Genomic DNA, 14,806 nt, shown 5'->3' with positions numbered 1-14,806 from the left:
CGCTCCCCCTTTCTTGAATTTTGTTGGGACAAATTGGGAAGCCTATTATGAAGAACTGCCTAAAAATGAAAAACCTACTGCCGGCACTTACCATCACAATGGCAATGTCTGCAGTTATGGCATTAGTCGTCACACCAAACGCTTATGCGTCGAAGTGGGATGAGAAAATGACGCCAGAGCAAGTCGAAGCCACCTTAGATAAGAAGTTTGCCGAAGGCAACTACTCCCCTAAAGGCGCCGATTCTTGCTTGATGTGCCATAAGAAATCCGAAAAAGTCATGGACCTTTTCAAAGGTGTCCACGGTGCGATTGACTCCTCTAAGAGTCCAATGGCTGGCCTGCAATGTGAGGCATGCCACGGCCCACTGGGTCAGCACAACAAAGGCGGCAACGAGCCGATGATCACTTTTGGTAAGCAATCAACCTTAAGTGCCGACAAGCAAAACAGCGTATGTATGAGCTGTCACCAAGACGATAAGCGTATGTCTTGGAATGGCGGTCACCATGACAATGCCGATGTTGCTTGTGCTTCTTGTCACCAAGTACACGTCGCAAAAGATCCTGTGTTATCTAAAAACACGGAAATGGAAGTCTGTACTAGCTGCCATACAAAGCAAAAAGCGGATATGAATAAACGCTCAAGTCACCCACTCAAATGGGCACAAATGACCTGTAGCGACTGTCACAATCCCCATGGGAGCATGACAGATTCCGATCTTAACAAGCCTAGCGTGAATGATACCTGTTATTCCTGTCACGCCGAAAAACGCGGCCCAAAACTTTGGGAGCATGCACCCGTCACTGAGAATTGTGTCACTTGCCACAATCCTCACGGTAGTGTGAATGACGGTATGCTGAAAACCCGTGCGCCACAGCTATGTCAGCAATGTCACGCCAGCGATGGCCACGCCAGCAACGCCTACTTAGGTAACACTGGATTAGGTTCAAATGTCGGTGACAATGCCTTTACTGGTGGAAGAAGCTGCTTAAATTGCCATAGTCAGGTTCATGGTTCTAACCATCCATCTGGCAAGCTATTACAGCGCTAAGGAGACGAGAAAATGAAATTTAAACTCAATTTGATCACTCTAGCGTTATTAGCCAACACAGGCTTGGCCGTCGCTGCTGATGGTTATGGTCTAGCGAATGCCAATACTGAAAAAGTGAAATTATCCGCATGGAGCTGTAAAGGCTGCGTCGTTGAAACGGGCACATCAGGCACTGTGGGTGTCGGTGTCGGTTATAACAGCGAAGAGGATATTCGCTCTGCCAATGCCTTTGGTACATCCAATGAAGTGGCGGGTAAATTTGATGCCGATTTAAACTTTAAAGGTGAAAAGGGTTATCGTGCCAGTGTTGATGCTTATCAACTCGGTATGGATGGCGGTCGCTTAGATGTCAATGCGGGCAAACAAGGCCAGTACAACGTCAATGTGAACTATCGCCAAATTGCTACCTACGACAGCAATAGCGCCCTATCGCCCTACGCGGGTATTGGTGGCAATAACCTCACGTTACCGGATAACTGGATAACAGCAGGTTCAAGCAACCAAATGCCACTCTTGATGGACAGCCTCAATGCCCTCGAACTCTCACTTAAACGTGAGCGCACGGGGTTGGGATTTGAATATCAAGGTGAATCCCTGTGGAGCACCTATGTTAACTACATGCGTGAAGAGAAAACCGGCTTAAAACAAGCCTCTGGTAGCTTCTTCAACCAATCGATGATGTTAGCAGAGCCGGTGGATTACACCACTGACACCATTGAAGCGGGTGTCAAACTCAAGGGTGATCGTTGGTTTACCGCACTCAGTTACAATGGGTCAATATTCAAAAACGAATACAACCAATTGGACTTTGAAAATGCTTTTAACCCCACCTTTGGTGCTCAAACCCAAGGTACGATGGCACTCGATCCGGATAACCAGTCACACACCGTGTCGCTGATGGGACAGTACAACGATGGCAGCAACGCACTGTCGGGTCGTATTCTGACCGGACAAATGAGCCAAGATCAGGCGTTAGTGACGGATAACTACCGTTATGCTAATCAGCTCAATACCGATGCCGTCGATGCCAAAGTCGATCTACTGGGTATGAACCTGAAAGTCGTTAGCAAAGTGAGCAATGATCTTCGCTTAACAGGTAGTTACGATTATTACGACCGTGACAATAATACCCAAGTAGAAGAATGGACTCAGATCAGCATCAACAATGTCAACGGTAAGGTGGCTTATAACACCCCTTACGATAATCGTACGCAACGCTTTAAAGTTGCCGCAGATTATCGCATTACCCGCGATATCAAACTCGATGGTGGTTATGACTTCAAACGTGACCAACGTGATTATCAAGACCGTGAAACCACGGATGAAAATACCGTTTGGGCCCGTTTACGTGTAAACAGCTTCGATACTTGGGACATGTGGGTAAAAGGCAGTTACGGTAACCGTGACGGCTCACAATACCAAGCGTCTGAATGGACCTCTTCTGAAACCAACAGCCTGTTACGTAAGTACAATCTGGCTGACCGTGACAGAACTCAAGTCGAAGCACGGATCACCCATTCGCCATTAGAAAGCCTGACTATCGATGTTGGTGCCCGTTACGCGTTAGATGATTATACCGATACTGTGATTGGATTAACTGAGTCAAAAGACACCAGTTATGATGCCAACATCAGTTATATGATCACCGCTGACTTACTGGCAACCGCCTTCTACAATTACCAAACCATTGAGTCTGAACAGGCGGGTAGCAGCAATTACAGCACCCCAACGTGGACAGGCTTTATAGAAGATCAGGTAGATGTGGTCGGTGCAGGTATCAGCTACAACAATCTGCTGGAGAACAAGTTACGCCTAGGACTGGACTACACCTATTCCAACTCCGACAGTAACACTCAAGTCAGACAAGGTATCACTGGCGACTATGGTGATTATTTTGCCAAAGTGCATAACATTAACTTATACGCTCAATATCAAGCCACCGAGAAACTCGCGCTGCGCTTCGATTACAAAATTGAGAACTATAAGGACAATGACGCCGCAAATGATATCGCCGTTGATGGCATTTGGAACGTCGTAGGTTTTGGTAGTAACAGCCATGACTACACCGCACAAATGCTGATGCTGAGCATGAGTTACAAACTCTAATCCATTTGCCTCATATGCTCAAAAGCCCGCCTCTGCGGGCTTTTTTATATCCCGCAGTTTTATATCCAGCAGTGAGTCTCAATAGCGCACAAATATAGGACGGACAAGGGATTAATCCTACGTAAAAAATATTGAATGAGATCAGCCTCTAAAGCAAAAAGCTATCTAAATAACGTGAGCTCGGGTAAGTAGAGCCGCGAAATAGGCATCTTTTCGGACCTCTCTGCGTTGCTCTGTCTAACCATAGCTCGCTATGGCGTACCACTGAGCGCCTTGATATGCGCAAAAATCTGCACATTCAGTCAGAAAAAATTCTTCTTTTCAAAAGAATCATTTATCATATTGATTTAGTTTGTTAAATTTAGATTTTTCGACACTCGTTACCCCGAGTTTAGGTTAAATAGCGTCTATTCCTTGAGTTTTGCTTCACTTTAACGGATCTTAATCCAAACCTTTAATCGGTCAGTTAAATCATGCAGGACAGTTCATCCGCCACCCCATTGTGCTCCGTTGAAATGACGGCGTTGTTAACGCGAGTATGGGCCTGCACCCTCTGCCAAGCCGAGTTGCCCTTCCCGCCCAAACCGATATTACAGGCGAGCAGCCAAGCACGAATTCTTATCGCAGGCCAAGCCCCCGGTGTAAAAACCCACCATAAGGGCATTCCCTTTGATGATGCCAGTGGTGAACGGCTTAGGGCTTGGCTAAATGTCAGTCGTGAGCAATTTTACGATCCCGCTCTGTTTGCCATAGTACCGATGGGATTTTGTTTTCCGGGCAATATTGAAAGAAAGGGGAAAAAGCAAGGCGATAAGCCGCCACGTCCAGAGTGCGCCGCAACCTGGCACAAAGCACTACTGGCGCTAATGCCAAATATAGAGCTAGTGATAGTACTCGGCCAATATGCCATGGATTACCACCTTTCTCGGCTGTTAATGGATAATATGCATAAAAACAGGGGATTCAATTCAACACCGTTAGCGGCAGCACATACCATAGGTAAGGCGACATCAAACAAAAAAATCACGCTTACCCAAGCCGTTGAGCAGTGGCCATTATATTGGCCTCAGTTAATGGTGATGCCCCACCCTAGCCCTCGAAATAATCTTTGGCTAAAACAACATCCCGAGTTTGAACAGCATCTTATTCCCACGTTAAGATCACGTATTAGCTCCTTATTAACCTAGTAACCACAACAAGGCCTGACATGTATCTGCTCGATTCAACCATCGCCAAAAAAATTGTCAGTCGCACGATGAAAATTATCGGGCACAATATTAATGTAATGAATGGTCAGGGCGTCATCTTAGGTTCGGGCGATCCAAAACGTATCGGCTCAACCCATGAGGGCGCTTTGCTCGCGATTGCCCAAAATCGCAATGTGGAATTGAGTGACGAAGTCGCCTCTGGCTTACATGGCGTTAAACCTGGCATCAACCTCCCCTTGCATTACCAAGGGCAAATCATCGGTGTAATTGGAATTACAGGTGCTCCTGATGAGTTAGCCCATTATGGCGAGCTACTGAAAATGACTGCAGAGATGATTGTCGAGCAAGCCAATCAGCAGGACAAATTGCAGTGGGAAAATCGCCAGCGGGAAGAATTTATTCTGCAACTTATCAAGGCGAACACCGATGATGAGCAGTTGCAGCGCTGGGCAAAACAACTCGATATTGATATTAACCTTCCACGAGTAGCTGCCATTATCGAGATCAGTGAAAAGCTGTCTGCGCCCATCCATAAAACCGCATCGCTTATCAATGCAGCAGCTAGCGAATCAAGTGTTGATGAGCGTAATCCAAGGGTCAGTGAAACCCTCAAACAAGTGCTGCATTTACTGCAAAATCCCGACCGAGGCAACCTAATTGCCATGACGTCGATGTCGCAACTGGTGATCCTAAAACCCGCCTTTTTAGATGGCAAACAATGGGACCCCGAGCTTGAAAACCAACGTATCGATAAGTTATTGCAACGTTTACCAGCGCAAATGGGTTTACATTTTAAAATAGCCCTCGGCCACTTCTTCCCCGAAAAAGGCGGCATTGCTCGCTCTTATCAAACCGCCCAAGAGACTTTGAACTTAGGTAAACAGCTAAACCCTGAAGGCACAAAATACCTGTTTGAGGATTATTCCTTACAAGTGTTGCTCTCTGGGCTTAAACATGACTGGCGTGGACAAGCACTAGCAAGTCCCTATCAACAACTGACTCAAGCCGACAAAAATGGTCAGCTTCGCAAAACCTTAGCCGCTTATATCACCCACTTTGGTGATGCGCAGCAATGTGCCAACGCCCTGTTTATCCACCGAAATACCTTAAGATACCGTCTAGATAAAATTCAACAATTAACCCAAACCGATATTCAATCCTTGCATGGCTTATTGAGTTTGTATCTAGGGCAACTGCTTGATACTTCAGCAAACCCAAGGTAACGGCCTCTGTACTGTAAAATGCACGTTTAGCGCGGAGTTTAGCGGCTGAATTTAACGGCTGGGTATTTAACTCGCGTAGATTAAGGACTCAATGGGGATAAAAATCGTGTCTCAAGTTGACGTGATTTCCAGCACTATTGAGTAAACAATGCATTGAGTGAAAGATTTATATCGAATCCCCTTTCCTATAGTTCTGATAATCGTTTTGCGTCAACACGCCCTAAACATTCGACCCAGTGCATAAAAAGGAATTGCAATGACCCTATTCAAACTGACTTTACTTGCCCAAGCCTGCATCATAGGCTTAGCCTTCACTTCACCGACATTAATCGCCGCCGAAAAAACCATTCCCGAGCTAGTTGATGCAGTCAATGGCACGCCGGATGCGGCGAGTCGCGAAGCGGGTAAAAAAGTGAAACTGCGTAATCACACTAAGGGATTTTGTACCTCCGGCTATTTTGCACCCAACCCAGAGTTACAAGATTCGCTAGCGATTCCATTTTTTAATCAAAGCCAAATTAAGGTTACCGCTCGCTTTTCCCTAGGCGGCACGAATCCTCAAATCTCCGACAAAACCCCAGGGCGCTTTATGTCACTCAAAATTGATGGCGATAAAGAAAACCTGAACTTTGTCACCACCAATGTGCCGGTGTTCTTTGCTAGTAATCTGGATGATTTTTTTACCTTTCAGACTAAAGTGAAGCAAGGCGCCGAAGGTAAACAATGGCTTATCGACAATAAGCCCGATGCCAAAGCCTTTTTCGACTATGTAAAACAACTGCCACCCAGCCCCAGCTTTGCCAATAGTCGCTACTTTGGCGTAAACAGCTTTCTGTTTACCGACAAGCAAAATAACAGCGTTGCGGGTAAATGGATTTTTGAACCCGTCGCGGGCACCGCAGCGCCTTCAGCCAGCGAACTTGCCAATCTGGGTGATGATTTTTTAAAGGCGGAATGACTCAAGCGCATTAACACCCAGCCAGCACAATGGAACCTCTATGTTCAACTGGCGGAATCAGGTGATGAAATTAATAACCCAACGGTGATTTGGCCAGAGACTCGCCAGCGATTACTGGTCGGCCAAGTGGTGATTAACGGTGAGCGCGATAACGACTCCCAAGTGCAACAATGTGATAAAGGCATTTTCAACCCGCTGTTATTACCTAAGGGCATTGCCCCCTCAGCCGATCCGATACTCAATGCCCGAACGGCGGCTTATGTCGAGTCTTTTATTCGTCGCCAATAAAACCATGAGTTAAGCCTTGCGATTCCTTTTTAAGGTAGGCAAATAGAAAGATTTGCCTACCTTATCGACAAAATCCCCCTATTACATTCGAATGCACGGTGGCAATTTTGTGCTCATGCACAAAATAAAGCCCTATTTAACCCGTAACTCCGTCAGTTTAGCCAAAGCTATTCAATCTGCAGTATTCAATAATAGGCTGACCTTAAAGCAGCCTTTATTTGAACTTAGGATCAGATAACAGCCGCGCCCTACAACAGCCAAAACCACTTAAGAACTTCAGCCAAGACTGAACGGGACAACCTATGAACTTAGTGCTCATCCTCATCGGCGTGATTGCATTTATTGTTATCGCGACCTCAAAATTTAAGCTCCATCCATTTTTAACTTTAATTCTAGCCGCCTTTATTGCCGCCTTCGCCTATGGTTTACCCAGTGGCGATATTGCCAAAACCATTACCACAGGCTTTGGTAATATTCTCGGTTATATCGGCCTTGTGATCGTGCTCGGGACGATTATCGGCATCATTCTCGAAAAAAGTGGCGCCGCCATTACCATGGCAGATGTGGTGATTAAAGTGTTGGGTAAACGCTTCCCAACACTCACTATGTCGATTATCGGCTATATAGTGTCCATTCCGGTGTTTTGTGACTCGGGTTTCGTGATCTTAAACTCGCTCAAACAATCCATGGCCAACCGCATGCAAGTCTCTAGCGTGTCCATGAGCGTGGCCTTAGCGACGGGTTTATACGCGACACACACCTTTGTCCCCCCGACACCAGGCCCTATCGCAGCGGCGGGTAACTTAGGCTTAGAGTCAAATTTAGGCTTAGTAATAGGTGTCGGTTTATTTGTTGCTGCTGTTGCCTCGTTTGCAGGTATGTTGTGGGCCAACCGCTTTGCAGGGGTTGAACCCGATGGTGAAGGCGCAGAAGAACTCAAAGCCCAAGCAAATGACTTTGAATCCTTAAAACAAAGCTATGGCACACTCCCCAGTCCATTAAAGGCTTTTGCCCCGATTTTTGTGCCTATTCTATTAATTTGTTTGGGTTCTGTTGCTAATTTCCCTTCTGCGCCATTCGGAAAAGAAGGTCTGTTTAGCCTATTAGTGTTCCTCGGCCAACCCGTAAACGCGCTATTGATTGGCCTGTTCCTATCCGCGCTGTTACTGAAAAGTACCAACAAAATCGCCGAGTTTAGCGAGCGCATTAGCCAAGGCTTAGTTGCGGCAGCCCCCATCATTTTGATCACCGGTGCCGGAGGTGCCTTTGGCGCTGTATTAAAAGCAACACCCATAGGCGACTTTTTAGGCAGCTCATTATCGGCGCTCGGCGTTGGGATTTTCATGCCCTTTATCGTCGCTGCAGCGCTGAAATCGGCCCAAGGTTCATCAACGGTCGCCCTGGTCGCAACCTCGGCCTTAGTCGCTCCGATGCTGGGCGATATTGGTCTTGGCAGCGAAATGGGCCGCGTACTGACAGTCATGGCGATTGGTGCAGGCGCCATGACCGTCTCCCACGCTAACGACAGTTTCTTCTGGGTTGTAACTCAATTTAGCCGTATGAGTGTTACGCAGGCCTATAAAGCCCAAACCATGGCGACCCTGATCCAAGGCGTCACCTCCATGCTGGCCGTGTATGTACTAAGCTTAGTGCTGCTCTAAGCCGCCTTATCTTGTCCTTGGGCGCATCCACGCGCCCAAAAAAGCTGTAGGATTTTGAATGAAGATAGTTATTGCCCCCGATTCCTTTAAAGAAAGCTTAAGCGCACTCGATGTGGCTAATGCGATCGAACAAGGCTTAATGCAAGTGATCCCTGACTGCGAGATTGTCAAAATTCCCGTCGCCGATGGTGGCGAAGGAACGGTGCAATCTATGGTCGATGCCACAGGCGGCAGCATTGTCAGCCTGGAGGTCATGGGGCCGCTTGGCCATAAGGTTAACGCCCATTATGGTATTTTGGGTCAACAAACCGCACAACAGACTCAGCCCATCGCGGTCATTGAAATGGCCTCCGCCTCAGGCTTACACCATGTGCCGCGGGAGCAACGTAACCCACTGCTCACGACCAGTTATGGTACGGGCGAACTGATTTGTGATGCGCTTAATCGGGGGATAAAGCACATTATTGTAGGACTAGGTGGCAGTGCAACTAACGATGGCGGCGCGGGAATGGCGCAGGCGCTGGGTATTTTACTGCTAGATAAACATGGTAAAAGCCTCAGTGCGGGCGGCGCGGCACTAGCGAAACTTGCCAATATCGATATGAGCAACGCCCATCCGTTACTGAAAGAATGCACCTTCGAAGTGGCCTGCGATGTCGATAATCCCCTTTGTGGCGAGCGTGGCGCCTCGGCGATTTTTGGGCCGCAAAAAGGTGCTACAGCAGAGATGGTCAACACATTAGACTCAGCCCTGAGTCACTATGCCGATGTGATCGCCCAAAGCGGTGTAACCGACCATCGCCACCAAGCTGGCGCGGGCGCTGCGGGCGGCATGGGGCTTGGCGTGATGGCCTTTTTAGGCGCAGAGCTTAGACCCGGTGTCGAGATTGTGATGCAAACAGTAGGACTGGCTGACAAAATTCGTGGCGCCGATCTTGTCATCACTGGCGAAGGCCGAATCGATGGCCAAACCATCTTTGGCAAAACCCCGATGGGCGTATTAAAGCAAGCGCAGTTGCAAAACATTCCGACTATCGGGATTGCCGGTTGCCTTGGCGATAATGCCAATGCCGTGCTCGAGCAAGGCATGGCGGCGATTTTCCCTATCATTCCACACTTAAGTCCACTGGACGATGTGCTGGCCAATGCCAAAACTAACCTTATCAATACCGCCCGCAATATTGGCGCAGTATTGATGCTGGGCCAGCGTTAACCTTACCTCTCTAAAGCGATAGCCAATACAACACAACAAAGGCGCTACGATTAGCGCCTTTGTTTTACCCAAGCACTGACTTAGGGCGTATTTTATTGCTTGATGCCAAAAAGACCTTGCAGTAAAGTGAGCTCCCTTTTTGGTAATCCGTAAACAAGGTTTAAGTGCCATGTATTTACTTATACGCTTGATCTCTTTTGCGGTTTCACTATAAGAATAACTAGACGGCAAGCCCCATGACCCAAAAACTCCCTCGCCAAGCCACCGCGTCTGAAGAAAGCCTGATGCGGATTTTCACTGTGCCCGAAGATGCAGATTCCACCTTAAGCATTATCGAGCAGAAGCTTTCCGAGGATTTAGCAGGCTTTTTGGGTGACAGTATTGCCGCGCTAGAAAAGCCGCTATCAGAGATCGAAACCGATTTTCAAACCTTTGAAATTCCAAACCAGCCGCGTTTTGTCTCCGACTATACCGACGAAATCATGCAAAACTTGGTGGCGCATTCGGTGCATACGGCGGCGCCGAGTTTTATTGGCCATATGACCTCGGCATTGCCCTATTTTGTGTTGCCACTGTCGAAAATGATGGTGGGGCTGAATCAAAACTTGGTCAAAATCGAAACGTCCAAGGCTTTTACCCCGCTTGAGCGCCAAGTGCTCGGGATGATGCATCATTTAATTTACGCTCAACACGATGATTTTTATCGTAATTGGATGCACAGCGCCAATCATTCCCTTGGCGCATTTTGCTCCGGCGGCACGGTCGCTAACATCACGGCCCTGTGGATTGCCCGTAACCAATTACTTAAGGCCGATGGCGACTTTAAAGGCGTCACCCGCGAAGGCTTAATCAAGGCGCTGCGTCACTATGACTATGATGATTTAGCGATTCTTGTCTCCGAGCGCGGTCACTATTCATTAGGTAAAGCAGTCGATCTGCTCGGTATTGGTCGCGACAATATCATCAGTATCCCAACCGATGCTGATAACAAGGTTGATGTCACCCAAATGCGTAAGATCGCAGTTGAACTTGCACATAAACGCATTAAAGTCATGGCGATTGTGGGTGTGGCTGGCACAACAGAGACGGGCAATATCGACCCGCTTAAGCAGCTTGCGGCATTAGCAAGTGAGTTAAACTGTCACTTCCATGTGGATGCGGCTTGGGGCGGCGCGAGCTTATTATCCAATAAATACCGCCATTTACTCGATGGTGTTGAACTCGCAGATTCGGTCACCATCGATGCCCATAAGCAAATGTATGTCCCCATGGGCGCGGGTATGGTGCTATTTAAAAATCCTGAGTTTGCCCATGCGATTGCCCACCACGCCGAATATATTTTGCGCCGAGGCTCCAAGGATTTAGGCAGCCAAACGCTTGAAGGCTCACGCCCCGGCATGGCGATGTTAGTGCATGCCTGCTTACAGATTATCGGTCGCGATGGCTACGAAATTCTTATCAATAACAGCCTTGAAAAAGCGCGTTATTTTGCCGAGCAAATCGACGCGCACCCCGATTTTGAGTTAGTCACCGCGCCAGAGCTGTGCCTGCTCACCTATCGTTATGTTCCAGCGAGTGTGCAGGCGGCGATGCAAGTGGCGATTGAACAAGGTGATAAAGCAAAGCTTGAGCGCTTTAATGAGCAACTCGATGGCCTGACCCAATTTATTCAAAAACACCAGCGCGAACAGGGCAAATCCTTTGTCTCGCGCACCCGCATTCAACCCGCCCGCTACTTTAGACAACCCACAGTGGTGTTTCGCGTCGTATTAGCTAATCCCTTGACTAGCCATGAGATTCTGAATCAAGTGCTTATCGAGCAAGGCGAAATTGCCACATTGGATAAAGAGTTTTTACCCGCACTATTAGCTATGGTCGCTGAATAGCGAGTGGTTTAGCGTAAACTTTAAATCTCATTCAAATACAGAATGTTAATCGCAAACAGCCGCAAATATTTGCGGCTGTTTTTGTTTGCAGAGCTGGGATGAAGGAAGGTTAGGTTAAAAATATATGGCTTTTCTAAGCACTTCTGAACTCGTTGCGGATACGCCGAATTCAACAGCTTGCGTGACACGCCGTGAAGCCATCCATGGCGGCTCTGCGATGATATCCATATCATCGAAGGTCACGTCCGCAATCGAATTCGGCTTAGCAAATCTCGGTGAAACTATTATTGCTTGCAGAAATAACCATAAAATCAGTGATAATCCACACGAATGCACTTAAGTTTGCATTTTGCCTAGCGTGTTTACGAGTCTGCTGACTGCATTTGCTGTACTGATTTGGTATCGCTAACAGCATGAAGTTCTGGCTTTCGTCTAGTCTTATCAATAGCTGAATTAGCAAGTTCAAACACTCTGTCTCTGAATTCAGGGAAGTTTTTTAATGCTTCCTTGAAAGAGTTAGAGTTTGCTAGCTCATGCCAAGGACTTCCGTGACCTCCATCTTCAACTAGTCGTAAAGGGGCTTCTTCAACCCTTGATAAAGCAGATTCGAAGAGTCTGGCTTCAAGCTCTTCATCTATTCTTGCAGCTTCTTTTCTATAACCTTCATATGCTTTTGCAACAGAAGCTTTATAACCATAGTCTTCTGCTAACTTAAATCTTTGACCTATTTGTTTAGTAGACAACCATGCAAACCATAAGGGAGCCCCCAAACTCACAATTGACAAAAATATATGGCCAAATACAAGACCCATTTTGGGATCGGCAACAGATAAAGCTGAAGTTAAAGCTTCGACTCTCCCTGAACCAATAAACCAAGCCGATATAAGTGAACCAAGCAGACCTAAAACCCATACCCACATAGAGTTAGTAAGTTGACTAGCCCTTTGGTCAAAAGCACCAGCAAGCCCATTACTGGTTGTAATACGATATGAATCTTCACAGTTTTCAACCAGCTTATCAGACTGCTCTTTATTGGATTTAATAGCGCTAAGTAGGTTATCTACATTTTCTTTGGTAGTGTTCATAATTCTGTGTCATTTCAGTAAAATATTCAAAAACAGGAATGACACATGACCCAACCTTTTAACTTCGAACAAGCCCTTAAAGATCTGCAATCAGGTAAAAGCCTCACAGGTAAAGACAGCATTCTTGGCCCACTGATCAAGCAACTCACTGAAGCGGCTCTCCAGGCTGAGCTTGAGCAGCATTTAGCGCATGATCCTCAGCCTAATCGTAAAAATGGCAAAACCCCTAAGACCATTAAGCATCCGTCCGGTAACTTTGAGTTAGACGCGCCTAGAGACCGCAATGGCACCTTTGAGCCTCAGTTGATTAAGAAAAATCAAACTACACTAACCGATGAAATCGAACGTAAAGTGTTATCGATGTTCAGTATAGGTATGAGCTATCGCGATATTAATCAACATGTTGAAGATATGTATGGGCTCAATGTGTCTAACGCAACAGTAAGCGCCATCACCGACAAACTCATCCCCGAACTTAAAGCGTGGCAACAGCGCCCATTAGATAGCCATTATCCTATCGTTTGGCTTGATGCGATACATTATAAAGTCAAAGAGGATGGGCGTTACGTCAGTAAAGCCGTTTACACATTGTTAGCGCTTAATATGAAAGGAAAAAAGGAAATTTTAGGGCTTCACTTATCCGAAAATGAAGGCGCTAATTACTGGCTATCCGTACTGGCCGATCTTAATAATCGTGGTGTAAAAGATATTCTTATCGCCTGTGTTGACGGCTTGACCGGTTTCCCTGAGGCCATAGCCAGTATCTTCCCTCATACGGAAACACAGCTATGCGTTATCCACCAGATCCGCAACTCAATGAAGTATGTCGCCTCAAAAAATCAGAAAGCGTTTATGGCTGATTTAAAGCCTGTGTATCGAGCCGTGAGTAAAGAAGCCGCAGAGATGGCCTTGGACGAACTGGAGGCCAAATGGGGTGATGCTTATCCGTTGGTAATCAACTCTTGGCGTCGCAAATGGCATAATTTGTCCCATTATTTTAAGTACCCAGAACATATCAGGAAAGTGATTTACACGACCAATGCGGTTGAGGCTGTGCATCGCCAATTTAGAAAGCTCACCAAAACCAAAGGTGCATTTCCTAATGAAAATAGCTTGTTGAAGCTACTTTACGCAGGCATATTAAACGCCTCAGATAAATGGACTATGCCAATCCACAATTGGAGCCTTTGTTTATCTCAGTTAGCGATTTATTTTGAAGGACGTTTAGATAGCGTGCTAGAAATTTAAAAATTAGCCTGACACAGAATTTTGAACGCCCTCTTTTCTTTTGCGGTTGATATCTTAGCTGCTGTTTTAATAGCCTCAGTACCTATAGATTCGACTTTCTTACGAGCTTCTTTTAAATCTTGCAAATCAGAAGGAAGCGATTCTGCTGTTTCTGTTGCATCATTAATGATTTGTATTTGTTTAGTTAACTTGTCTTGATCTACTTCAATTTCATCGATTTTTGCGGCCAACCCCTTCAGTTTCCTCGAAATAGCGGGAGGTAAAACATTTGGGTCATTATGTATAACCCATGCAAGCTCTGGCTCTATTAAACTAGAAATCCATTCTAATGTACTAATAAAAGCTGGAATTGCTTGGGCTCCATGACCGTTATAAAAATAAGGTAGTGTCCCACTTTTTAAACGATTTAGCTTCTCGGGAACCTTACCCAGTATTTCAAGAAGCTCTTTGTCATCAATATTTAAATCTGCTTTTCGAATACGCTGTGATAACGAAAGTGGAATATAGGCTAACTCAAAACGATTAATAGCCGGATGATTCCAACCGAATGCTTCATTCAAAGAGCTATTTTCACTCCAACCTTTTTCCACAGCCTCAGCCAGTGACTCCAATGCAACACACAAACTCTCAATTTCTTTATTCATATATGTCCTTGCTTTAATAATAGATGAAACTCTACCTTAATTGAATAAATCTAGTCATCCATTTTAAAATCAACAACATAATCTACTTTGAGGTTATCTTCAACCTGTACTATTAATTTAACGAGACACCCATTGTTAAATTTCTAAAAGTGGTTGTAAGCATTACTCGGTCAGGGCTACCGCATGAACGTTTATTACTCAAAAACTGTTTAATAAACACTCGCAACCTATACGAAT

At 46.1% G+C, this 14,806-nt stretch carries 10 protein-coding genes and 1 pseudogene; 9 read left to right on the top strand and 2 right to left on the bottom strand.

Going from position 1 to position 14,806, the window contains the following annotated elements; translation table 11 throughout:
• The first annotated feature begins 47 nt into the window (after nucleotides 1-47).
• The 8 genes and pseudogenes from mtrA to panP all read left to right on the top strand — a co-directional run bounded on the left by mtrA (nucleotide 48) and on the right by panP (nucleotide 11,592).
• Complete coding sequence (gene mtrA / locus SO_RS08145; RefSeq protein WP_011071900.1) at nucleotides 48-1,049, top strand: decaheme c-type cytochrome MtrA; 1,002 nt, start codon at nucleotides 48-50, stop codon at nucleotides 1,047-1,049.
• Nucleotides 1,050-1,061: 12 nt separating this feature from the next.
• Nucleotides 1,062-3,155, top strand: coding sequence for an MtrB/PioB family decaheme-associated outer membrane protein (locus SO_RS08140; RefSeq protein ID WP_011071899.1), 2,094 nt, complete (start codon nucleotides 1,062-1,064; stop codon nucleotides 3,153-3,155).
• Nucleotides 3,156-3,670: 515 nt separating this feature from the next.
• Nucleotides 3,671-4,342 (top strand): uracil-DNA glycosylase family protein, encoded by a 672-nt coding sequence (locus SO_RS08135; RefSeq protein WP_011071898.1) that lies wholly within the window; start codon nucleotides 3,671-3,673, stop codon nucleotides 4,340-4,342.
• A 20-nt stretch (nucleotides 4,343-4,362) separates the two neighbouring features.
• Nucleotides 4,363-5,586, top strand: coding sequence for a sugar diacid recognition domain-containing protein (locus tag SO_RS08130; RefSeq protein WP_011071897.1), 1,224 nt, complete (start codon nucleotides 4,363-4,365; stop codon nucleotides 5,584-5,586).
• Nucleotides 5,587-5,842: 256 nt separating this feature from the next.
• A pseudogene (locus SO_RS08125) lies at nucleotides 5,843-6,832 on the top strand (catalase family peroxidase).
• A 302-nt stretch (nucleotides 6,833-7,134) separates the two neighbouring features.
• The gene (locus SO_RS08120; RefSeq protein WP_011071896.1) at nucleotides 7,135-8,493 is read left to right on the top strand and encodes a GntP family permease; all 1,359 of its coding nucleotides are present in this window, start codon (nucleotides 7,135-7,137) and stop codon (nucleotides 8,491-8,493) included.
• Nucleotides 8,494-8,551: 58 nt separating this feature from the next.
• Nucleotides 8,552-9,706: a glycerate kinase gene (locus SO_RS08115; RefSeq protein ID WP_011071895.1), complete on the top strand. Its 1,155-nt coding sequence runs from the start codon at nucleotides 8,552-8,554 to the stop codon at nucleotides 9,704-9,706.
• A gap of 236 nt (nucleotides 9,707-9,942) precedes the next feature.
• On the top strand, nucleotides 9,943-11,592 hold the full coding sequence (gene panP, locus SO_RS08110) for a pyridoxal-dependent aspartate 1-decarboxylase PanP (RefSeq protein WP_011071894.1): 1,650 nt from the start codon (nucleotides 9,943-9,945) through the stop codon (nucleotides 11,590-11,592).
• Between the two features lie 362 nt (nucleotides 11,593-11,954).
• Here the strand turns inward: panP and SO_RS08105 are convergent, their stop codons facing one another.
• A complete protein-coding gene (locus SO_RS08105) occupies nucleotides 11,955-12,677 on the bottom strand; it encodes a hypothetical protein (RefSeq protein ID WP_164925672.1) in 723 nt (240 codons plus the stop codon).
• Between the two features lie 45 nt (nucleotides 12,678-12,722).
• Between SO_RS08105 and SO_RS08100 the strand changes: the two genes are divergently transcribed.
• Nucleotides 12,723-13,925: an IS256-like element ISSod4 family transposase gene (locus SO_RS08100; protein WP_011070721.1), complete on the top strand. Its 1,203-nt coding sequence runs from the start codon at nucleotides 12,723-12,725 to the stop codon at nucleotides 13,923-13,925.
• Here the strand turns inward: SO_RS08100 and SO_RS08095 are convergent.
• Nucleotides 13,922-14,569: a hypothetical protein gene (locus SO_RS08095; RefSeq protein WP_164925671.1), complete on the bottom strand. Its 648-nt coding sequence runs from the start codon at nucleotides 14,567-14,569 to the stop codon at nucleotides 13,922-13,924. The genes SO_RS08100 and SO_RS08095 overlap by 4 nt on opposite strands.
• Nucleotides 14,570-14,806: the final 237 nt, after the last annotated feature.

It is taken from the genome of Shewanella oneidensis MR-1 (genome assembly GCF_000146165.2).
Classification (GTDB): Bacteria; Pseudomonadota; Gammaproteobacteria; order Enterobacterales; family Shewanellaceae; genus Shewanella; species Shewanella oneidensis.
Note: the sequence above shows the minus strand (reverse complement) of the source record. Positions and strands in the feature narration are given on the sequence as shown.

Bases quoted from the DNA above. Each gene is read 5' to 3' on its own strand.
- panP (WP_011071894.1), top strand. From the start codon at position 9,943: ATGACCCAAAAACTCCCTCGCCAAGCCACCGCGTCTGAAGAAAGCCTG.
- SO_RS08100 (WP_011070721.1), top strand. From the start codon at position 12,723: ATGACCCAACCTTTTAACTTCGAACAAGCCCTTAAAGATCTGCAATCA.
- SO_RS08115 (WP_011071895.1), top strand. From the start codon at position 8,552: ATGAAGATAGTTATTGCCCCCGATTCCTTTAAAGAAAGCTTAAGCGCA.
- SO_RS08130 (WP_011071897.1), top strand. From the start codon at position 4,363: ATGTATCTGCTCGATTCAACCATCGCCAAAAAAATTGTCAGTCGCACG.
- mtrA (WP_011071900.1), top strand. From the start codon at position 48: ATGAAGAACTGCCTAAAAATGAAAAACCTACTGCCGGCACTTACCATC.
- SO_RS08135 (WP_011071898.1), top strand. From the start codon at position 3,671: ATGACGGCGTTGTTAACGCGAGTATGGGCCTGCACCCTCTGCCAAGCC.
- SO_RS08095 (WP_164925671.1), bottom strand. From the start codon at position 14,569: ATGAATAAAGAAATTGAGAGTTTGTGTGTTGCATTGGAGTCACTGGCT.
- SO_RS08140 (WP_011071899.1), top strand. From the start codon at position 1,062: ATGAAATTTAAACTCAATTTGATCACTCTAGCGTTATTAGCCAACACA.
- SO_RS08105 (WP_164925672.1), bottom strand. From the start codon at position 12,677: ATGAACACTACCAAAGAAAATGTAGATAACCTACTTAGCGCTATTAAA.
- SO_RS08120 (WP_011071896.1), top strand. From the start codon at position 7,135: ATGAACTTAGTGCTCATCCTCATCGGCGTGATTGCATTTATTGTTATC.